The 19,828-nt window shown below is 39.5% G+C and carries 17 protein-coding genes and 1 pseudogene; 3 read left to right on the top strand and 15 right to left on the bottom strand.

The window, feature by feature from the left end:
- The 9 genes and pseudogenes from hpf to NSR00_RS15490 form a co-directional block, all read right to left on the bottom strand.
- Positions 1 to 552, bottom strand: a complete 552-nt coding sequence (gene hpf, locus NSR00_RS15535) for a ribosome hibernation-promoting factor, HPF/YfiA family (RefSeq protein WP_063389201.1) — start codon at positions 550 to 552, stop codon at positions 1 to 3.
- Between the two features lie 174 nt (positions 553 to 726).
- Entirely contained in the window at positions 727 to 1,080 is a 354-nt protein-coding gene (locus NSR00_RS15530) for a hypothetical protein (RefSeq protein ID WP_066249842.1), read from the bottom strand.
- The gene (gene fliS, locus NSR00_RS15525) at positions 1,080 to 1,481 is read right to left on the bottom strand and encodes a flagellar export chaperone FliS (RefSeq protein WP_340789711.1); all 402 of its coding nucleotides are present in this window, start codon (positions 1,479 to 1,481) and stop codon (positions 1,080 to 1,082) included. Before fliS ends, NSR00_RS15530 begins: the two co-directional genes overlap by 1 nt.
- 56 nt (positions 1,482 to 1,537) lie before the next feature.
- Complete coding sequence (locus NSR00_RS15520) at positions 1,538 to 3,016, bottom strand: flagellar hook-associated protein 2 (RefSeq protein ID WP_340789710.1); 1,479 nt, start codon at positions 3,014 to 3,016, stop codon at positions 1,538 to 1,540.
- Between the two features lie 15 nt (positions 3,017 to 3,031).
- Complete coding sequence (flaG, locus tag NSR00_RS15515; protein ID WP_063389205.1) at positions 3,032 to 3,376, bottom strand: flagellar protein FlaG; 345 nt, start codon at positions 3,374 to 3,376, stop codon at positions 3,032 to 3,034.
- A 462-nt stretch (positions 3,377 to 3,838) separates the two neighbouring features.
- Positions 3,839 to 4,069 (bottom strand): annotated as a pseudogene (locus tag NSR00_RS15510) (group II intron maturase-specific domain-containing protein); the annotation flags it as partial.
- A 570-nt stretch (positions 4,070 to 4,639) separates the two neighbouring features.
- Positions 4,640 to 5,752, bottom strand: a complete 1,113-nt coding sequence (locus NSR00_RS15500; RefSeq protein WP_063389206.1) for a cupin domain-containing protein — start codon at positions 5,750 to 5,752, stop codon at positions 4,640 to 4,642.
- A gap of 24 nt (positions 5,753 to 5,776) precedes the next feature.
- Positions 5,777 to 6,256 carry a DinB family protein gene (locus NSR00_RS15495; protein WP_094245185.1) on the bottom strand — a complete coding sequence of 160 codons (480 nt, stop codon included), beginning with the start codon at positions 6,254 to 6,256 and terminating at the stop codon, positions 5,777 to 5,779.
- The gene (locus NSR00_RS15490) at positions 6,253 to 7,203 is read right to left on the bottom strand and encodes a fumarylacetoacetate hydrolase family protein (protein ID WP_094245184.1); all 951 of its coding nucleotides are present in this window, start codon (positions 7,201 to 7,203) and stop codon (positions 6,253 to 6,255) included. Before NSR00_RS15490 ends, NSR00_RS15495 begins: the two co-directional genes overlap by 4 nt.
- 138 nt (positions 7,204 to 7,341) lie before the next feature.
- Here NSR00_RS15490 and NSR00_RS15485 point away from each other — a divergent pair, with 138 nt between their 5' ends.
- The 3 genes from NSR00_RS15485 (at position 7,342) to NSR00_RS15475 (ending at position 10,314) form a co-directional block, all read left to right on the top strand.
- A complete protein-coding gene (locus NSR00_RS15485) occupies positions 7,342 to 8,142 on the top strand; it encodes an IclR family transcriptional regulator (protein WP_340789707.1) in 801 nt (266 codons plus the stop codon).
- Positions 8,143 to 8,156: 14 nt separating this feature from the next.
- Positions 8,157 to 8,927: an IclR family transcriptional regulator gene (locus NSR00_RS15480; RefSeq protein WP_340789705.1), complete on the top strand. Its 771-nt coding sequence runs from the start codon at positions 8,157 to 8,159 to the stop codon at positions 8,925 to 8,927.
- 118 nt (positions 8,928 to 9,045) lie between these two features.
- Positions 9,046 to 10,314 carry a phenylacetate--CoA ligase family protein gene (locus NSR00_RS15475; protein WP_339198847.1) on the top strand — a complete coding sequence of 423 codons (1,269 nt, stop codon included), beginning with the start codon at positions 9,046 to 9,048 and terminating at the stop codon, positions 10,312 to 10,314.
- 923 nt (positions 10,315 to 11,237) lie between these two features.
- Here the strand turns inward: NSR00_RS15475 and NSR00_RS15470 are convergent.
- The 6 genes from NSR00_RS15470 to NSR00_RS15445 all read right to left on the bottom strand — a co-directional run bounded on the left by NSR00_RS15470 (position 11,238) and on the right by NSR00_RS15445 (position 19,720).
- Positions 11,238 to 11,810 (bottom strand): hypothetical protein, encoded by a 573-nt coding sequence (locus NSR00_RS15470; RefSeq protein ID WP_340789702.1) that lies wholly within the window; start codon positions 11,808 to 11,810, stop codon positions 11,238 to 11,240.
- 33 nt (positions 11,811 to 11,843) lie between these two features.
- The gene (locus tag NSR00_RS15465; protein WP_340789700.1) at positions 11,844 to 13,067 is read right to left on the bottom strand and encodes an FAD-dependent oxidoreductase; all 1,224 of its coding nucleotides are present in this window, start codon (positions 13,065 to 13,067) and stop codon (positions 11,844 to 11,846) included.
- 751 nt (positions 13,068 to 13,818) lie between these two features.
- Positions 13,819 to 15,537: an acyl-CoA dehydrogenase family protein gene (locus NSR00_RS15460; protein ID WP_340789698.1), complete on the bottom strand. Its 1,719-nt coding sequence runs from the start codon at positions 15,535 to 15,537 to the stop codon at positions 13,819 to 13,821.
- An 812-nt stretch (positions 15,538 to 16,349) separates the two neighbouring features.
- A complete protein-coding gene (locus NSR00_RS15455; RefSeq protein ID WP_340789697.1) occupies positions 16,350 to 17,903 on the bottom strand; it encodes a class I adenylate-forming enzyme family protein in 1,554 nt (517 codons plus the stop codon).
- 160 nt (positions 17,904 to 18,063) lie between these two features.
- Positions 18,064 to 18,843, bottom strand: a complete 780-nt coding sequence (locus NSR00_RS15450; protein WP_130158386.1) for an enoyl-CoA hydratase/isomerase family protein — start codon at positions 18,841 to 18,843, stop codon at positions 18,064 to 18,066.
- 22 nt (positions 18,844 to 18,865) lie between these two features.
- Positions 18,866 to 19,720, bottom strand: coding sequence for a 3-hydroxyacyl-CoA dehydrogenase family protein (locus tag NSR00_RS15445; protein ID WP_063389218.1), 855 nt, complete (start codon positions 19,718 to 19,720; stop codon positions 18,866 to 18,868).
- Between the last annotated feature and the right edge of the window lie 108 nt (positions 19,721 to 19,828).

The following is a 19,828-nucleotide window of genomic DNA, read 5'->3' as shown; positions in this document are numbered from 1 at the left end:
TTACTCATTCGGTTCAATTAATCCATAGCGGCCGTCTTTTCTGCGGTAGACAACATTTGTTCTATTTGTATCAGAGTTCGTAAAAACAAAGAAGTTATGGCCGAGCATGTTCATTTGCAAAATAGCTTCCTCAGTATCCATCGGCTTTAAATTGAACCGTTTTGTTCTTACAAGTTCGATATCCTCTTCATTCACATCAGTGTCATCATTCGTTTCCGCATTGATGAAATATTTAGCATCAACTTGTTGTTCACGAAGCTTCCGGTTTACTCTTGTTTTATGTTTGCGGATCTGACGTTCAAGCTTATCAACGACAAGATCAATCGCAGCATACATATCTTCATGATATTCCTCAGCACGCATCACTAAATGCGTCATTGGAATCGTTACTTCAATTTTAGATTCTTTGTCATTATAATATTTTAAATTCACATTTGCATCGGCTTGTACTCCATTATCAAAATAACGTTCAAGTTTAGATAATTTTTTTTGTACATATTCTCTTAATGCTGGCGTTACTTCAATGTTTTCCCCTCTAATGTTGTATTTCATATTGAGCTCCTCCTTTTATTAAGGGATATATATATATAGTTCAATGTTTCGTTCGTTTTTCCTTTCACAAAATAAAAAAAATCGTGAACATTTTATGAATGCTGATGAGCGGGGAAAACGATTTTCACACTTTCATCCATCGCTACATGATCGTGTCTTTTTGTACATATATTGCTATTTTTTCTTATCATAAAAAATGCCATCAATAGTGGCATTCGCATAAGAGTTCATATATTTTTTTGTCATCTCTTTCTGGGCTTTCATCTTGACGATATCATGTTGTATCTCTTGTTTTATTAGTTTAAGCTGCTCAACAAGAATTTGATTCAATTGGATAATTTTTCTTCCTGCTTCTTTCTCCTTGGGCGTGAAGGGAGGATTCATGCTTTTTGTTAACTCCTCCCGTTTTGCTAGCAAGTCTTCTATTTTTTGTATCACTTGATCACGGTCGCGATGTTGATCTTTAGACCGTTTTGTCAATTCCACTAACTCTTCCGTTATTTCCAACAATTTTTCCACTTCGTCCATTACGCTTGTCCGCCTTCACTATGCCGCTGTTTCCGGTTGATTTGGATTACTTCTTTCCACGTATCTCTGAACTCTGTCACATATCCTTCCACTTCTTCAATAATGGTGACATCGTTTTTTAAATTGGCCTCAACAAGCCGTCGATTCATGTACTCATACAGTGCGTACATATTTTTAGAAATCTCAATATCCATATTTAGCGTGGCCATTAGTTCACAAATGATTCTTTGTGCTTTTTGCAAATTTTCGTTTTTTTGTTGGATAGATTTTTCTTCTATTGCTTTTTTCGCAAGCTTTAAAAATTTTAAACACCCGTTATAAAGCATTAACGTGAGTTCACCCGGTGATGCAGTTTGTACGCTGTTTTCCAAATAAGATTGATAAGGATTGTTCATTGCCATTTAAGACACTCCTCAGATATCATATCCATTAAAAAGTAAATAGTAAAGGCAGACGATTAAGCGCCGCCTCCAAATAATTGCATCAAATATGCTGACTGTTGGTTCGCCCGCTGAATCGCCTGTTCCATTGCCGTAAATTGCCGATAATATCTTGATTCGATTTGTATAAGCCGATCTTGAAAGGCATTGATTCGATTATCCAAATCTTTTAAGTTTTTTCCAATCGTAAACTGGTCATTTGTAGACAAAGACGTTCCCGCTTTGTCTTTGATTTTTGTCATCATACCTTTCAAAGAATCGCGGAGACGGCGGGCAATCCCTTTATCATTGTAAGATTCGCCGTCAGACATAAATAGTTTATAGATCGCTTCTGGATTTTCCTGAATTTTTTCCCGGAGTTTATTTTCATCAATTGTAAGTTTGCCTCGGTCCAAATAATTGGCTGTTGTTGAAATCCCAATATCCGTAAGCTGCTTAAACCCTTTCAAAGCATCTCCGGCGACAGGAGAATATAAATCCAACCGTATTTGATTAAGACCGCTTGTTAAAATCGCATCGCCGCGAAGAAGGCCGCTTTTCGCTTTTTCTTCCCACAGCTCGATTTGCTTTTCCGTCATTTCCTCTTTTTGTTCATCCGTTAGGGGAGGAAAATTCCGGAAGCGCTCTTCTGTTAATTTGCCATTAATCTTTTCAATCACTTCATTATATTTATTAACAAATTTTACAATAGTATCGAGAATTGCATCAACATCTGTTGATGTAGAAATCGTAACAGGACTTGTCGTTACATTTTTAATTGTATATTCAATCCCCGCAATCGTAAACGTATTAGATGTTTGGACAGTTTCGTAGCCGTTGATTTTAACTTTTGCATTTTGACCCGCAGTTTCGGGGATTAGGTTAAACGTTGTATCATCAAGTGAAAAACCTAGGCTTTGCAAAAAATCAAATGTTTCACTATCGGCAGCTTTAATCGTTCCGCCTTCACCTGTTTTATTATTCGTTAAAACGAGCCTTTCCACACCAGATGAATCCTTTAATTTCATCCCTGTAACGCCTAGATTTGAGCTGTTGATTTTGTAGATAACATCATCAAGCGTATCATTTTCACCAATATTAATCGTCACTTCTCTCGTTTCTGTTGAACCTGGATCGGTCACTTCAAATTTTAGCGTTCTTGCACCAGATGTAAAATTATTTAACGTTGCTGCACTATATGTGGCAGCCTTAGCCAATTGTTGGACTTCAATCGCTGTCGACGTATTGGCTGAAGCGTTGATTGCCTTTGCCACAACAGCTGACTCATCAGAGCTCGTCACTTTTTTTTGCCGGAAATTCGACAGTCTGTATACGCCGTCAAAAATCAATCTGTCCAATTCGTCCAACAGCTTGTTGATTTCCCTGTAGCTGTCGCGCTGCCATTCAAAAATTTGCTTTTGTTGGACCATTTTATCGAGCGGAATTCTTTCCGCCTTCATTAAATCTTTTACGAGAGCGTCAATGTCCATTCCGCTTGCCAAACCGACAATTCGCATTGTTTCCACCCCTAGTTAAATTTTCCGATCCACGATTAATCCCATCAGCTCTGCCATTGCCGCATATATATCAAGCATTTTTTTCGGAGGAATTTCCCTGATGACTTCGTTCGTCTCTACATTGACAACTTGTACAAAATATTCTTTCAGTTCTTCATGAAGTACAAATTGAATCGATGTTTTAATCGGCTTCAAAAAATTGTTCAAATCCTCAATTGCTTCCTCCAGCGTAACTTTAGCTTTTTTTTCTTCTTCTTGGACAGGCTGCTGGTTTTCAGGCATTGACAATTTTTCCTCTTTTCCTTGCATATCCTGCAAAAAAGCATTATTATTAACACCGGTTATCTTTTGTATTCCCATATTCCTTCTCCTCCGAGGAATTCTTGCTATTTTATTTATCGGTAAAAAATTGCCTTGTTTTAGCATCTTTTGACAAAACATTCATAACTTTATTGAAATGATTTCTTAATTTTTAAAATATTGAGTTTATGAAATCGGTAAGCTGACGGGCTGCTTAACATCCACACAACCATTTTTTATTCTTCTAAAAGCTTAAGTCGTTCAAGATGGGGAAGGCTTCCAATTTACTAGTAGAGTAGAAAACTGTTTTCAAAGGGCTGACCAGAAAGTCAAATCGCCATTGAAAACAAAAAATCATAAACACCGATATATCAACGTTTTTAAAACATTAATGGGGGCGTCAATAAGCCGTAAAAAACTTATTAGACACCCCCTTTACTCTCAGCTTCCCCTCATCAAACCGTACGTGAGGTTTTCCCTCATACGGCTTTCCGACGTTCTTCCTTTGGCTTTCGTTCTTGTCTAACTTGCTAATTTCACTAATAAGCCTTGTGTTAATTTTATAACTTCTTTCATTCTCGCATGTTTCTTCCTTTGGTTCTTCTTCTTATTCCAGTACAGAGTAAGTCTTTCTAATACATACCAGTCCACTTTATTTAGCCACTTCTTGGCGATGGACGAAATACTGTAGTAACTCTTAAATCCTTGTAAAATTCGATTGAGCCCTTTCACCAGTTCTTTGATGTCCATAAATCGCTTGTTCCTTGGACTCGTATATTCCTTAAATTCATTTTCATTTTCTTCATGGCTTTCTTACTTGGAAATGTGAGACATGACATAAACTTTCGAGCCACCCTTGTTCATCACAGGAAATTTCCGATGGTGTAGATCTAGAAAGTCAAATCCGTTTGTGTCGTCCCATAGGCTGACCAGTTTGGATCTCTGTGTTGATTTCAAGGTCGAGTTTCTTCATGATGGCTTTTAGTACTTGAATGTTCTCCAGCGCTTCGTTTTTCGTGCAACACATGATCACGAAATCATCTGCGTATCGCACAGTTCTCCTAAGTGTAGGAACTTCTTCTTTCATATCGTGTCCATATAATGCAGGTAGCTGTTCGCTAAAAGAGGCGAAATGACTCCGCCCTGCAGGGTACCCTTTTCGGTGTTACGAAACTGTCCATCTTCCATTACACCTTAGCTGGGCGCGCTAAAAAACAAAACCCCTTTTTCAACAATAGCTTTGTGAAAAAGGGGTTTTGAAAACCTCGTCAAAAGGTTCAGTTTTAATTTGGACCGTCAACTGCTCCATTATGCTTGCTAAGTTTAAACGAATACAGGTTGAAATTCATCGGTCACTTGTTGGAATCCATTATTTTCTTCATAAGCTTCTTCACGTTCCACATCAAATCTTTCCATAATCGGCAAATCATTCGCAGAGAACAGGTAAGAATCTTTTTCGGCAACATGCTCATGCCACGCCCAATTCGGAACAACGAAGAAATCGCCGCTTTCCCAATCAAAGCGCACACCGTTGATAATACTGTACCCAGATCCCTTATAGACATGGTAAATAGTTGAGTGCGTATGACGGTGAGCTTTTGAATGAAACCCTTTTGGAAGCAATTGCATCCAAGCGGAAATCGTCGGATTGGCTTGTTTGCCTGTTGAAGGATTGATATATTCAACCGCATATCCATCGTACGGATCTGGATCAAAGCGTTTTAAACCTTGAATAGCTGCTTCAGTCTGCTTCCATTTATAAGACCCTAACGGAGCGATTTTTGGTTCACGGTCAGAAATTGGACGAACCATGCCACCTTCATATCTTTGCGATGAGTAATTATCAGGAACTTTCGGTTGTTCAATTCCGTCTGGATAAGGATCAAAGAACGTGCCGCCAATCGAATAGATAGTTGGAATATCAAGACAGTCCATCCAAATCATCGGCTCATCACCCGGATGTCCATGACCATGCCAAAGCCCTTTCGGAGTAATGAGATAATCGCCTTCCTCCATAAAAATCCGCTCGCCTTGCACAATTGTATAAGCGCCTTTTCCTTGACTGATAAAGCGCAGCGCACTTTGCGAATGGCGATGCGAAGGCGCTACTTCACCGGGAAGAATTAATTGTACGGCAGCATAAAGCGTTTGTGTTGTTGATGCCCATCCCCAAGGCTTTCGATAAGTCAATCCAGGATTTTGAAAATAAATCGCCCGTCTTTCTCCGCCGCGCTCAGGAGTAAAAATTTCAGTTGCTTCCATCAATTTTTTATAAAGGGTTTTCCATTTCCAAAGATACGCTTCAGCTTGCGGAGTTGGCTGGCGATGCATTAAATCTGGAATAGCATCCCAAAGCGGTCCTAGATGGTATTGCTCAATATCTTTTGTGAAATCTCGGACAATTTTACTTTTAAAAAACTCATTTTTTTCCGCCATGATGAACTAACCTCCTCTATTCTTTTAAAGCTTTGATAAATTACGTTGAATTTGGCTATAATGCTTGCTTGCATGTTCGACAAGCAGGTGGTCGACAATAAAAGACATCGGTTTTGTTCCGAAACGAGGATTGCGGCTCGGAGCCTCTGATTTTAAATCTTCTTCTGACAGCTTGCTCAACACTTTTTCCACTTGATCTTTTACGTTTTCAAGCTTGTTTAGCACGTCTGAAACTTCACGTTTTTCTGTATTAGCAACAGCAGCAAGCCTGTTTTCATCCGTAAGTCCTCTTCCCCATTCTGTACCCGGCGACTCAAGCAGCCGCTCAATTTCGTTTAACCAGTATGGAATCGCTTCTTCAACATGGCAAAGAATTTGCATGATGGACCATTCTTCTTCTGATGGATTCCAACGAATGGTCTCTTCTGAAAGACTTTTTGTAGTTTCAATCATTTGATCAATGGATTGTTTTATGCTTTCAATCGCTTCGTTCATATTAGTCATTCGCTGATCTCCCCCGTCACTTTTTTCACTTTATTTTCTAATGCACCGATGCCGTCTATCTCGATGCGGACAACATCTCCATCTTTTAAAAATACTTGAGGGTCTCTTGCTACACCAACACCTCCTGGAGTTCCTGTCAAAATGACATCTCCCGGCTCAAGGGTCATAAGTCCAGATAGAAATTCAACCAAGTACTGTACGGAAAAGACAAGATTTTTCGTGTTAGAACGCTGACGTTCTTCACCGTTAACCGTTAAGACTACTTCCAGCCCAGAAGGATCTGACAGCTCATCGGTTGTTACTAACCACGGCCCCATCGGAGCGCTTCCATCCACTGTCTTGCCTTGAAGCCATTGCAGCGTACGGCGTTGAAGATCCCGGTAAGTCACATCATTCACAATTGTATAGCCTGCAACATAATCCAATGCTTCTGCTTGGGAAACATTGCGCGCCCGTTTTCCAATCACAAAAGCAAACTCAGCTTCATAATCCAGCTGATCGGAAATTGGATAATGAGGAATGTCATCCTCCGGTCCGATGACAGTATTCGCGAATTTCGCAAAAACTACAGGATATGGAGGAATCTCTCTTCCCATTTCCAAAATATGCTCCCTGTAGTTATGGCCTACGCAAATCATTTTCCCCGGCGATGGCACTGGTGCTTCCACTTTTACATCTTCTTTGGAAAACACAAGCTGCTTTCCTTTATATTTTTCATGTTTTAAAGCAAATGCAACTGCTTCTTTTGCATAGTCCAAGCTTTCCTTTCCGCCTTGTAAAAATCCGTTCATATCTGCCGGCACATACGCCTCAGCAATTTGTTTGAAGCGCAATTTCCCTTCCGATTCCAGCTTTTTTTCAAATGCGGCATGCAGATCAATCACTTTTCCATCCTCAATTGCACCGATGCGTGTGACGCCTTGTTCTGTAAACGTGATCAGTTTCACTATTGAAACCCCTTTCATTGATTATGGTCTTGTTACCATCTTAATATTGAAAAAAATCTAAAAATACATTATTTTTCTTATATACAGAACAAAAATGGATTTCCTCATCAATCAAAAAATTTTTTACAGGTGATATGGATGACTTCTCAAAATAAAAAAAGAATTTCTTCTGTTGAAAACGCTTTAAAAATTTTAAAAAGCTTTTCAATGGACGAACCGGAACTGGGTGTGTCAGAAATAGCCGAAAAGCTAAATATCGGAAAAAGCACTGCCCACAGACTTTTAACAAGCTTAGCCAGCGAAGGATTTGTATACAAAGATATAAACACAAATCATTACAGTTTAGGTGCTTCGATCTTGACATTAACAAGCATCGTTAGCTCCCAATTGAAAATTTTAAATGAGGCGACGCCGGTTCTAAATGTTTTAACAGAGGAGACAGGCGAAAATTCGCACATTTCCATATTAGAAGGCACCGAAATTATTTATTTGCAAAAAATTGAATGCACGTATCCTTCAAAAAAAGAATATACCCATATCGGCAGAAGGAATCCTGTCTACTGCACAAGTCCCGGTCAAGCCATTTTAGCCTTTGAAGACGAAGAAGTAATCGAGAAAATTTGCTCGCAGCCCTTCAAAAAATACGGTCCGAACACGATCACTTCACCCGAGCAATTAAAAGAAAAGCTTTTGAAAATAAAAAAAGAAGGCTACGCCGTTTGCAATCAAGAGTTCCAAAAAGGGATCATCGGAATCGGTGCGCCCATTTTTAATGAACATAACAAAGTGGTTGCAGCAGTGAACATCACCGGCTCTACGAAGCGAATCAATTCCATTAACATCAAGCAGCTTATAAAAAAAGTGGTGAATGCGGGAGAAAGAATTTCTGAATTAATAAAACAGAGAAAAACGAAGCATTTGTTCGGCAATGACGACTAGACTGGAGGACTAACATGAGCGAAAAATATTTGCTGTCATCTGTGAAGAACGCAATGAAAATTCTGCGTCTTTTTACACATAAACAAAAAGAGCTAGGGATTACCGAAATATCAAAAAAATTAAATATTTCCAAAAGCAGCGCCCATCGCCTTGTCTCATTGCTTGTAAAGGAAGGATTTTTATCAAAAAATCCCCGGACAAACAAGTATCGATTAGGCCTTTCGATTCTAACATTAGGAGGCGTGATTTTCAGCAATCATGAGTTGTACAAAGAAGCGCTGCCCATTGTCAAAAAGCTTGTTCACACATTAAATGAATCCGCCCATATTTGTCTTCTGGAAGAGGATCAAGTAGTGTATTTGTTCCGAATTGAAAGCAGCCAGCCCGATCGGCTGTTAACATATATAGGGCGGAAAAATCCGATTCATTGCACAAGTGAAGGGTTATGCATTCTGGCTTATCAAAACAAACGAACAATTGAAAAAGTTTTGTCCAAAAAATTATATGCATACACTCCCTATACGATCACTGATCCAGACATTTTAAAAAATGAGTTAAAAAAAATTAAAAAACAAGGATTTGCCATATCAAAAGACCAATTTTATGTCGGGTATGTCGGGATCGCAGCACCAATTCGCGATTATTCCGGCAAAGTGGTGTCTTCACTGTCCATGATTGGCTCAACTGCCAGAATGACAGATGATCGGTTTCCAGTCTTTATTGAACATATTACGCAAGCAGCTAAAAGCATATCAGAGCATTTAGGTTATATCGAAGGAAAATGAGTATATTTTTTAAAATTTCGAATTTTTTGTTTTGTATAAAAGAACTAGAATATTCCTTTTTCTTTCTTTTCTGACTATGATAAGAAACTAGCCACAAGTCTAAAAGGGAGGAATATTCATGGTTCATACAGTACAAACACAAGAAAACGAACTTAGGTCGCTGCAATTGCAAAAATTGAATCGATTGTTACATTTTGTTTTGAATCATAATGAATTTTATAAAGAAAAACTTGCCGGTTTAAAGCTTCCGCTGCAATCTTTGGAAGAAATGAAAAAGCTTCCTTTCACTATGAAAAAGGAATTGGTCGATGATCAAAACAATCATCCTCCATACGGCAAAAACCATTCATACCCTTTAGAGGAATATGTAAGATACCATCAAACTTCCGGCACTTCAGGGAAACCGCTGAAAATTTTAGATACAAAAAAAAGCTTTGAATGGTGGGAAACATGCTGGCTGGAAGTTTATCGCTCCAGCGGAGTTACGAAAAAAGACAGAGTATTTTTCGCCTTTTCGTTCGGTCCTTTTATTGGATTTTGGGCTGCATTTGAAGGAGCAAAACGATTAGGCGCCCTTTCGATTTCATCCGGCAGCCAAACTTCGATTGAGCGATTGAGAAGCATGATAGAAAACAGAGCAACAGTACTAGTCTGTACTCCAAGCTACGCTTTACATCTGGCGGAAGTAGCGGAAGAAAACGGCATTGATATTAAAAATGGCCCTGTCCAAAAAATCATTACGGCTGGTGAACCTGGAGCCTCTGTCCCTTCTACACGAAAGCAAATTGAAAGTTTGTGGGGAGCCGTTTTATATGACCACGTAGGCATGACAGAAATGGGAGCATACGGTTATTCTTGTTCAGAACAAAAAGGGATTCATGTCAATGAATCGGAGTTTATTGTAGAAGTGATCAATCCTAACACGTTGGAGCCGGTGGAAGTTGGTGAAAAAGGAGAATTAGTATTAACCAATTTAGGAAGAGAAAGCTATCCGGTTATTCGCTATCGGACAGGCGATATCGTGATCCGGTCTGATCAGCAATGTGAATGCGGCAATTCCTATCAATTTTTCCCTGGAGGAATTCTCGGCCGCGCAGACGATATGGTCATAATACGGGGCATTAACATTTACCCGTCTTCCATCGAATCCATTATTCGCGAATTCAAAGAAGTGAAAGAATTTCGCATCGTGTACTACACAGAAAATGAGATGGATCAAATCAAAGTGGAAATTGAATCCGATTCTGAACAAATCGTCCCTATCCTCGCAACAAAATTAAGAGAACGAGTCGGTTTAAGAATTCAAGTTGAAAAAGTTCCAGACAACGAGCTGCCTCGCTTTACAATGAAAGCGAGAAGGGTTGTGGACAATCGAAAAAAAAGATAAACACATATATATTTTTGAAAACGTTTTCCGTATAGCTAGAAAAGGATGAAGATTTTCTTATCTCCAAAAAATCGAGTAGGAGGGAGCGATTAACTCCCGTCCTCTCACACCACCGTACGTACGGTTCCGTATACGGCGGTTCAATTAAGATAATTGACGCAAGTCTTTATAACTTCCGTGAATAGCTGTTCTCTTTATGCCAGTGGTCACTCCACCCTCCAAGAGATCTCCCACGGGATTCACCGCTTCCTCCCTCAAGTGAGGTACTACGTTTTCTGTGTTCATCATGACTCACTGAATGCCAAGGGCTATTCTCTCTTAATTGTTCGGTCCTTCTTAGTTGTTCTAGACCAACTAATACTATGACCTCTGCTGACTTCTGACGGTTCAGCTACTTATCACTAAGTAGGTTATGAAGAGTACTTCACATATCCGCCAGACCTCCCCGGGTAAGTACATGCACTTTCACACCATCTATCCGCCTCATTTACTCGATATGACCTTCGACAGAAAGAGCTTTGTTTTGTTATGCAAACTCACTCAATCATACCTAGCCTTATATGAGGTTCGTGTTCCTCGGACCGGTGTTTTGCCTCCAGCTTCCTTCAGATTCCGCGTCACCACGGACACCCTTTCGTTGAGCTAACCTCTACTTCTGTCTTCGGGGTTCGGGACTTACACCCTATAGTTCATGTACATGCCGGGCGCACATAAAGCAGCCTTGCTTCATTTGTAAGAAGACAAGGCTGCTATTTTGCATAATTTTATTCTTCAAACTTAAAAACGGCTTTTTTCTGACAAAATTTGCATTTCTTTTTTGTGTAATGACTTAATATTATGACATGCGGTGCATCTAACAGCTTCAGCGATTCCTTTACATGCTGTTCGCACGAAAATATGGCTGCCGCACACATATGGAACCCCTACATGATATAAAATGTTTGGTTGTTTGAACCTAATGGAATATGTCCCATTTCTAAAATATCAACTAAATAGGTAAATGGATTTTCTCCCCATTCGTTTATATTTGCAACCAATTCCCATGCGCATGCCAACACGCTGATGTACATGGCATGGCCAACTAAAAACCGAATGAATGATTCATCTGAAAATGTTTTGAAGGCACCTTTATAGACTTCATGAAATACAGCTTCCGGCAAGTGATAGACGATTTCGTTCAAAATTTCCTCTTGTCCGGATTGATCAATTTTCTCTTTCAGCCTGTCAGGCAGCACCTTCAATGCTTCCCATAAAGAGCTGTTAGTTAACCGAATGGTATCGTATATATTTCCAATTTCATCTTTTGAAATCCACTTAATTTCGTAATTTGCTATATTCAGTGATTGCAAAAATTTTTCTGCTTTATTCTGGACGTCATCATGAATTGTTCCGACATGCTGGTACCAGTTAATGTTTAGCAGACGATCCGCCATTTGATTGACTCGTTCATGCTTGAAATCATATGAAGCATGGTTCTCAATGAGCGTAATTGACATGTTTTCCACCCCTTTATATAAAATCAAAAGCGATTAATATTTTGTTGTTAATTCAGGCGGACCAAATTTCGGGCCATAAGGGCCTTCATCAAGCCATCTTCCTAATTTCGGCACAATGGCTGTTAAAGATGCAGCAATTTCCCTTTTTAAATTCATTTCTGGAGAATTTCCTTGCAGGTGATGCAATGCAGTCGAAGAGCTGTTGCGATTCCACAAGCCTGCAATTCTCCGTTCATTTGCCGCTTTTTCAATCGCTTCGCGTCTTTTCTCTTCGCTTGAAGCATCAAGAGCCTTTTCAATTCCTTTAACAGCAATTAAAGCATCAGGAACCCCCGAATTCAGCCCTCTAGCACCAAATGGTGCAAATAAGTGGGCAGCTTCTCCTGCCAACAGAACTCTTCGTTTTTCGTCTGTATATGAATTGGCGACAACTTGATGAAATCTGTATGATGATACCCACGTAATCCGTTCTGCATATTTAGGATCCATAACTTTCGGAAGCCATTTTTTTACTCCTTCCACTTCTGAATATTCATCTGGATTATCGTCTTCTAGCAGTTGAAGGTCGATTCTCCACCCGCCTTTGAACGGTACAAACATCACATTCCGCCCGCCCATTGCCGGATGCTGATAGTGGAAAACCCTTTCAAGCGGCAGCGGATCATTTTCATCTTCTTCAACATCAACGACAAGAAATGTATCTTTTGTTCTTGGCCCTTCAAATTTTAATCCTGCTGTTTCACGGACGACAGAACGAGCGCCGTCACAACCAATCACATATTCCGCTTCCCAAACATCCCCTTTTTCTGTCACCACTTTAATGCCGTCTTCTTCTGAAATCACTTCTTTCACAGGGGTATCCCATACAAATTCAACGCCGGCTTTTTCACAATAATCATATATAATCGATTCAATATGATTTTGATGTAATGACGTAAATGGCGGAAGCGTTGTCGGATCACTAGTATCCGTCACACCGTAATTTCTTACGTACACTTCTTTCCCTTTATAAATCGTGCGTTTTATCGGCCAGACAACACCATTTCTCGCAATTTCAAAACCAAGTCCTTCATCAATGCTTTCAAGCAGCTTCAACGTTGCGTTATGAATATAAATTGCTCGGCTTCCAGGTCTTGGCCGCCCTTTCGGCTCTGCTTCAATCACGACAGAAGAAATTCCTCTTTTTTTAAGTGCCAATCCTGCTACAAGGCCAACTGGACCGGCGCCTACAACGACAACTGTACGCTTGTTGCTCATGACATATCTCTCCTTTACATAAATGAAATGGATGGATTGATTAATGGAAACGCTTACTATGATTCTATTATAATGGCATTTTTTCTTTATTCGTCACTCATTTGTTCCTCTATGCGGGACAAATAAAATACCTTTGCTATTTTTTTAAATTGAATGCTCCTCGCGTCTGCAAGGTGCTAGATTTTCTTTGCGGGAGCTCGATAGGTATATGTTGAGTTTGGGATTGCGGCATCAGCTCATACATGCTGAAAGGAGCTGTCCGATGAGTTCCTAAAATGAAGGATTTAGGAGAAATACTACCGCGAAGGACAAAATAATCGAATAAAATTTGTAAATGTCCTTCATATAGGTCATGAAGTTCAACAAGAAGCAATTGTATGTGCTGAATGTTCGTCATAAAACGTTTGGAGAACGTAATTAAAAAAGAGAGCATAAGAAAAGTCCTTCATAAGACATCTGAAGGATATAAACAGATAGAAAAAATGGTTTGTCCGATAAGTCCCTAAAATGAAGGGGCTCCAAAAAGTCAGGGTAACTGACTTTTTGGACAGCCTCTTCAAACAAAAATCGAAATATATTAAGGGGGCTGTCAAATAAGTCGTTTTTACGGCTTATTGACGCCCCCTTAAATGTTTTAGAAACGTTATATATGATCTTATGATTTTTGTTTTCAATGGAGAATTGACTTCCTGAACAGCCCTACTTGAATTATTTTTGGAACTTATCGGACTTCCACGTAAGAAAAAATCGATTATAGCTTGTGAATGCCTGAATAATTTCCGGCAGATATAACGGCAGATGCTATCAATCGTTTATCATGAACAAAATCATTGTTGCTTGATTGAATCGTTTTAAATAATTTTTCTTGTTGCTGCTTTATTTGTTCATCGTGTAACACACTGAACTTGAACATTTCTGACACGATTTTACTAGATGCCTCATATGCGAAAATTTTTGCCAATAGTTTCTTTTCTTTTATTTTTTTCTGAGCTTTATTTGCAAGTAATTTTTCCACTCGAAATAAATTGCTTTCAATTGCATAAATCGAAATGGCCAAATTTGCCAACCATGCTAAAATTTCTTGTTCTTCCTTATAATTTTCAGATGACTGTAAAATCATTTCCATCGCTTGTCCCGCGAGCCTTCTCAAGTTGGACAGCAGTTCCCACTCCTGCGCCATTTCTTCAGATGGACCTTCATCCAGCTTTCTGAAATCCGGCCATTCCGCTTTTGATTGCAGCAGTGTTTGGGCAATAATCATCCGGTTAATCTCGTTTGTTCCTTCAAATATTCTGTTAATCCTTGAATCGCGGTAAAGGTGCTCCACTTCATATTCGGAAATATAACCGTATCCGCCATGCATTTGCAGCGCTTCATCCACAATGATATCCAGCGCTTCGGAGGCAAACACCTTGTTGATCGAAGCTTCCACTGCAAATTGCTTTAAAATATCTCTATACGGAATATTATTTTCTTTACAGTACTGATATCCCCGATCCAACTCGCCGGCAGAACGATATACCATGCTTTCAATCGTAAATATTTTTGCAGCTATGTCGGCTATTTTTTCTTGAATTAACGGAAATTGCGACAGCAGCCGATTAAATTGTTTCCGCTCTGTTACATGCTGAACGGCGAGCTCCAATGCTCTTTTTGCCATGCCGAGGCTTGCCGCTGATATTTTATGGCGGCCGTTATTCAAAATGTTAAACGCAATCAAATGTCCCCTGCCAATTTCCCCTAATACATTTTCAATCGGAACTTTTACATCCTCCAAAATGACCGGTGTTGTTGAAGAGCCTTTTAAACCCATTTTCTTTTCTTCCGGTCCTATTGTAATCCCTTCACTGTTTTTATCGACAATAAAGGCGGTGAACTTCTCACCGTCCACTTTCGCGTACAAAATAAAGAAATCTGCAAAAGATGCATTAGTAATAAATTGTTTTTCGCCATTAATTAAATAGTATTTGCCGTCATCAGACAATCGTGCTGACGTTTTGATACTTAAGGCATCCGTTCCTGCCGACGGTTCTGTCAATGCATACGCACCAATTTTTTCGCCGCTAACTACGTAAGGCAAATATTTTTCCTTTTGTTCGTCTGTTCCATAATACACAATCGGAAGGGAGCCAATTCCAATTTGCCCTCCAAATGTTGTTGAGAAAGATCTCGTCTTTCCAATTTCCTCCATGATGATAACCGAGCTGATTTTGTCTAAATCAAGCCCTCCGTATTCTTCAGGCACATCTGATCCTAATAGACCTAATTCTCCTGCTTTTCTCAAGAGCTCAATCGATTGATCAAATTGTTGTTTTTCTATTTCCGGCAAAACAGGCAAAACTTCTTGTTCCACATAGGCTGATGCAGTACTAGCTATCATGCGATGTTCTTCAGTAAAATTCTCCGGTGTAAATATATCATCTAAAGAAATCACTTTTTTCAAAAAAGGGTTACTTGAAAATTGTTCCATTTTATAACACCTCTGTTTTTACCCATTCATTTTTCTCCCAAAGCTGCTTCATCTGTTATTAGAGCAAAATCAAGAAAAGTGCATTTGCTCCAATAAGCTGAAAACAGTCCCCATAACTACCGGCATCTGTATAAGCTTGCTGAATGGAAGCGCAAAACATAATGGCATCACATACTTAATGGAAAGAACAAAAGCTAAAGGCACGAAAGAATAGCGGGAAATTCCAAATCATACATCACTTTTCCTTTGCGTCCAAAAAAAAGAGGCGGAGCCAGCCGAAATAACGGCTGAAAAACTCATCATGAGACGACAATTTATATGGAAGGTAAGTAATTGCTGCTGCAATATCGAAAAAAGACAAGAATAGAAGCAGGGAGCCGCCAAAAGATTAAGAAAATCCGGATCTCGCAAATGAAATCAAATGAGCATGCAATCATCAAACGCTTATGAACATTTTTTGCAACCGTTTTCAAATTTCAAAAGATTGGAAGTAAAAATAATAGATTTGAGATATTGTTATTTTATCTGAATTTTCGGAAATTATAACTCGTTTATTCAGTCAATAAACCAGCTTCCAAATCGCAGCATGGACATCAAACGCATGAATGACTTCAATACCATGGCAAAACTGTCCGTTACGACGAGTTACATAATTAATGCCGGCCGGCAGTGTAAAGGAACCAACAGGAAACATTATATGGAATGGATGCTCAGCTTCCTAAGATATCCCGATATTTTCCAAATCATAATCGCCGGAGTTTCAATGTTTCAGCCGATAAGCTGTTCTTAAACTCTTCTTTTCATCGAACCATTTACGCATTGAAATTAAATTTTTCCATCACTTGGTCTTTCAGTCTTACCTTTTGAATTTTACCGCTCGCTGTGACAGGAAAATCTTCTGTGAAAATAATTTTGTTTGGAACTTTGTATGATGCCATTTGCGCTTTAACAAACTCTTTTAATTCTTCCTCTGTGCAAGCTGCGCCTTTTTTCAGCTTTATAACAGCACAAACTGATTCGCCCATTACTTCATCAGGCAAGCCTATGACAGCTGCTTCGACAACTTGAGGGTGTTTAGTTAAAACTGCCTCGACTTCCTGCGGATAAATGTTGAAGCCTCCACGAATGATCATTTCTTTTTTTCGCCCGACGAAACGAAGGTTTCCTTTTTCATCCAACACTCCGAGATCTCCCGTATAAAACCATCCTTCTTTATCCAAAACCTGCTCTGTTTGTTCCTTCATTTTGTAATACCCTTTCATGGTGCCAAAGCTGTGGATGGCAATTTCACCAACTTCGCCTGGAGGGAGCTCCTGCCGATTTTCGTCTACAATTTTCAGCTTTACACCTTCGATCGGTTTTCCTACAGTTTCCAATATCACTCGTTCATCCTGTTCATCATAGTCAGTCGCAGTAACAGATCCTGTTTCGGTAATTCCGTATGATTGGCACAAGTTTATTCCCATCCGCTCCCGAATTTCTTTCACTTTGTTTGGTGGAATAGGTGATGCCCCGACAATACCCGCTCGCAATGAAGAAAGGTCATAATCTTCAAAATCTTCTTGTTCTAATTCTTTTATAAACATGGCGGGAACTCCTTGTTTGATCGTCACTTTTTCCTGTTCAATTAATTTTAATGTTTCCTTCGGATGATATTTCTCTTGCAAAATGATTCTTGCGCCGCAAGAGATCGCACAAAACAAATTGACGGCCATTCCAAAAATATGGAATAAAGGAGCAGGAACGATAAACACATCTTTTTCAGTACATCTAATCGTTTTAGCCATAATATTAGCTGATTGAACAATGGCGCGATGGCTAATCATTACACCTTTCGGAATGCCTGTCGTTCCTGATGTATACAATAAACAAAACAAATCGTTGTTGACATCAAGCTTTTCAGCTGGAGCATCTTCTGACGCGGAAGACGCTACTTCTTGATAGGATAATAGATCAGGATGTTCAAAACGAACAGAAATCAAAGTTTTTACAACTTGGAACGCTTGCTTAAATCCAATGTTTTCATCAAACTGTTCCGTTACAAACAACACTTTTGGCTCCGAATTTTTGAGAATGTATTCCACTTCGTGATGCTTATACTTCGGATTAAACGGAACTAGAATTGCACCTATTTTGGCCGCTGCTACAAAAATAACGGCTGTTTCGTTCCAGTTTGGCAAGCAAACAGCGACTCGATCTCCCTTGTTGATCCCCAGCTTTTTCAAACCCGCAGCCAGCCGATTAGCTTCTTGAAAAAATTCGCCATAGGTCAATCTGTTTTTCAGGTCATAGAGCGCTTCTTTATCTTTATAGGCTTTCACCGTATGTTCTACCAACTCGTACACCGAAAACAAATAATTGTTCATTGCTTCGCCATCTCCTCTTACGCAAATATTCAAAACATGTAAGACACGAAGCATCCTGAGTCATTTCATATCGGACACTTCGTGAAATTACATGATTTGTTCGATGACTTTTTCTATATAAAATAACCTTTTCTACATGAAGTCGGTTGTATCGCTTTTATTATTTTCCAACGTAAACCGGCTTGCGCTTTTCTACAAACGCTTTCAATCCTTCTTTTCGATCTTCTGTTGAAAAGGCATTGGCAAAACTAGATGCTTCAAGGGTCAATCCTGTTTCCAGATCAGCATTGCTGCCAGCATTGACAGCTATTTTCAGCATACGAAGAGCCACAGGCGGTTTTTGGGCTAGCTTTTCTGCCCATTGTTTGGCAGTTGCCAGCAGTTCTTCGCCAGGTACAACTTTGTTCACTATATGAAGCTCCAACGCTCTGTTAGCATCAAACATGTCGCCAAAATAAAGTAATTCTTTAGCAATGCCTTGACCGACAATTTTTTGCAGACGCTGGGTGCCTCCGCCGCCAGGAATAATGCCAAGACCGACTTCAGGGAAAGCAAATTTAGCTTTTTCCGAGCAAATCCGCAGATCACAAGCCAATGCAAGCTCTAAGCCTCCGCCTAAAGCAAGACCGTTAATGGCAGCAATGACAGGTTTGGATGCGTTTTCAATTTTTGAAAAAGCTTCCCTTGACACACGGTTCATATTCATCATGCCAACAAGATCGAGATCAGCCATTTCGTTAATATCTGCTCCGGCAACAAATGCTTTTTCACCGCTGCCTGTTAAAATAATGACTCTTACTTGGCTGTTTTCTTCCAGCTCGTTAAAAACGGTTACAAGCTCTTTAAATACTTTTGAATTCAGCGGGTTGACAGGCGGGCGGTTGATGGTGACAACTGCTACATGCTGTTCAATATCGCATGTTAAAAATTCCAAGCTCATCTTCAGTCCTCCATTCTCATGATTAGTCATAGTCGTAAAAACCGGCTCCTGTTTTCCTTCCAAGTCTTCCTGCTCTTACTAATTGCTTTAGAAGCATTGGAGGTGCGAAACGATTATCATTAAACTCATTTTTCATATATTCCATTACGTAGTAGCCGATATCAACACCGGCAAAATCTTGAAGTGTGAACGGCCCCATAGGATAGTTCAGCCCGAGCGTAACCGCTTTATCAATATCTTCCGCTGTAGCTACCCCTTCTTCGAGCAGCTTAATCGCTTCAATAAATTGCGGAATCATAATACGGTTGACAATAAATCCTGGAGTGTCTTTTTTCACTTCCACCGGCTCTTTATTCAGCTTTTTCGCAAATTCCTTCAGTTCTACTACTGTTTCATCGCTTGTTTTATATCCTCGAACAACTTCCACTAATTTCATGATCTGCGCAGGATTGAAGAAATGCATTCCTGCGACGCGTTCCGGCCTGTTCGTTGCAGACGCAATCTCTGTTATGGACATGGAAGAAGTATTTGTTGCCAAAATCACATGGTCAGATGTAATTTGATCCAATTTCGCGAAAACGCTTTTTTTCACTTCCAAATCTTCTATAACAGCTTCAATCACAATATCAGCCTGTTTAAAATCCTCCAAATTTGTCGTAACTTGAATTCGTTCCAAAACTTCCTTTTTTTGCTCTTCGGTCATTTTTCCTTTTGCAACGCTTTTTTCCATAAATTTATTTATTCTTGATAAGCCGTTATCAAGAAATTTTTGTTCGACATCATGCAAGATAACTTGAAATCCTGAAATGGCGGCCAAATTGGCGATGCCGCTTCCCATCGAGCCTGCTCCAACTACCCCGACTTTAGATATCGTCATAGTCACAACTCCTTTTAAAAACATAACTTTATTAATATTCTGTAAATTATTATAGAAAATATAAAATGAAATAAACACCTACAAAATACGGAAAAAGCTTCTCTTCTA

The sequence above is a fragment of the Aeribacillus sp. FSL K6-8394 genome (genome assembly GCF_038008865.1).
Taxonomy (GTDB): domain Bacteria; phylum Bacillota; class Bacilli; order Bacillales; family Aeribacillaceae; genus Aeribacillus; species Aeribacillus composti.
The sequence above is the reverse complement of the archived record's forward strand: the minus strand, read 5'-3'. Positions and strand labels throughout refer to the sequence as shown.

Coding starts and splice junctions, on each gene's coding strand:
- NSR00_RS15455 (WP_340789697.1), bottom strand. CDS start 17,903: ATGAACAATTATTTGTTTTCGGTGTACGAGTTGGTAGAACATACGGTG.
- flaG (WP_063389205.1), bottom strand. CDS start 3,376: ATGGGAATACAAAAGATAACCGGTGTTAATAATAATGCTTTTTTGCAG.
- NSR00_RS15475 (WP_339198847.1), top strand. CDS start 9,046: ATGGTTCATACAGTACAAACACAAGAAAACGAACTTAGGTCGCTGCAA.
- NSR00_RS15495 (WP_094245185.1), bottom strand. CDS start 6,256: ATGACTAATATGAACGAAGCGATTGAAAGCATAAAACAATCCATTGAT.
- NSR00_RS15445 (WP_063389218.1), bottom strand. CDS start 19,720: ATGACGATATCTAAAGTCGGGGTAGTTGGAGCAGGCTCGATGGGAAGC.
- fliS (WP_340789711.1), bottom strand. CDS start 1,481: ATGGCAATGAACAATCCTTATCAATCTTATTTGGAAAACAGCGTACAA.
- NSR00_RS15450 (WP_130158386.1), bottom strand. CDS start 18,843: ATGAGCTTGGAATTTTTAACATGCGATATTGAACAGCATGTAGCAGTT.
- NSR00_RS15520 (WP_340789710.1), bottom strand. CDS start 3,016: ATGCGAATTGTCGGTTTGGCAAGCGGAATGGACATTGACGCTCTCGTA.
- NSR00_RS15480 (WP_340789705.1), top strand. CDS start 8,157: ATGAGCGAAAAATATTTGCTGTCATCTGTGAAGAACGCAATGAAAATT.
- NSR00_RS15470 (WP_340789702.1), bottom strand. CDS start 11,810: ATGTCAATTACGCTCATTGAGAACCATGCTTCATATGATTTCAAGCAT.
- NSR00_RS15460 (WP_340789698.1), bottom strand. CDS start 15,537: ATGGAACAATTTTCAAGTAACCCTTTTTTGAAAAAAGTGATTTCTTTA.
- NSR00_RS15530 (WP_066249842.1), bottom strand. CDS start 1,080: ATGGACGAAGTGGAAAAATTGTTGGAAATAACGGAAGAGTTAGTGGAA.
- NSR00_RS15465 (WP_340789700.1), bottom strand. CDS start 13,067: ATGAGCAACAAGCGTACAGTTGTCGTTGTAGGCGCCGGTCCAGTTGGC.
- hpf (WP_063389201.1), bottom strand. CDS start 552: ATGAAATACAACATTAGAGGGGAAAACATTGAAGTAACGCCAGCATTA.
- NSR00_RS15485 (WP_340789707.1), top strand. CDS start 7,342: ATGACTTCTCAAAATAAAAAAAGAATTTCTTCTGTTGAAAACGCTTTA.
- NSR00_RS15500 (WP_063389206.1), bottom strand. CDS start 5,752: ATGGCGGAAAAAAATGAGTTTTTTAAAAGTAAAATTGTCCGAGATTTC.